This window comes from Serratia sp. A07 (assembly GCF_058725505.1).
On sequence record NZ_JBZXDO010000219.1, the window covers coordinates 1 to 738 of the forward strand.

Sequence of the window (738 nt, forward strand, 5' to 3'; positions counted from 1 at the left end):
ACGCTGCCGGCAAGTGCCGTTTGCACGTCGAGACGGATGTTGCCGGTATCAACCAGCCGATAGCCGGCGAGGTTGAGGCCCTTGCCACCGACGTTGCCGAGCTTACCCGCAGAGGCAGAGGTCATTTCATCGGCCTGAGACATCCAGACGCCGGTATCCCGCGCAGGCTTGTCGAACTCGAACTCGGAGTTCATGCCTGCGCAGCCGGTCAGGAGCAAGGGAAGGAACACCAGAGCCTTACGCATCGTTCCGCCCCTCCTGCGCCGCCGCCTGCTGACGTGCCCGCAGCGAACGCAGCCGCACCCGAGGGCTGAAATCGTCATCGAAGTCAAAAATGCTCGCATAGCCAAGTTCTGCGGCGTGGTAGTAGTCGCGTGAGAATTTCATAAGGAGAATATAAGTGCCGGCGAACAGCGCCATTAGCGTTGACTCGACAAGGCTGTTCGCCAGAACATCTGGTGCAAGATGATCGGTGAATAGCGTATCCGCACCGTCCAGTACCGGCTGGGCGATCATGGAAATCCCCATCGCCCCCATGACCGCAAGAAAGCCAAACAGCATCGCCAACAACACCTGCTCAATAACCCGCAGCGCCAGAGCGCCACGATGATGCGTCCAGTCGCTCGCAAACAGCCGGCGAGATTTTGGGCTGGTTGTGATCCCGAGAATATTCATTTCAGACTACCTCGCGCTGGAAATGGGCTTTGACCGCCTCGACAACCGAGTCGGGGCAGGGGC

1 protein-coding gene and 1 pseudogene are annotated in these 738 nt (G+C 59.3%); both read right to left on the reverse strand.

What is annotated here, in order from left to right:
• Positions 1-245 (reverse strand): annotated as a pseudogene (locus AC4PR2_RS29360) (hypothetical protein); the annotation flags it as partial.
• On the reverse strand, positions 238-675 hold the full coding sequence (locus tag AC4PR2_RS29365) for a hypothetical protein (protein ID WP_492176108.1): 438 nt from the start codon (positions 673-675) through the stop codon (positions 238-240). The gene AC4PR2_RS29365 and the pseudogene AC4PR2_RS29360, both read right to left, overlap by 8 nt.
• Between the last annotated feature and the right edge of the window lie 63 nt (positions 676-738).

Excerpts from the sequence above, each read along its gene's own strand:
- AC4PR2_RS29365 (WP_492176108.1), bottom strand. The coding sequence starts at position 675 with ATGAATATTCTCGGGATCACAACCAGCCCAAAATCTCGCCGGCTGTTT.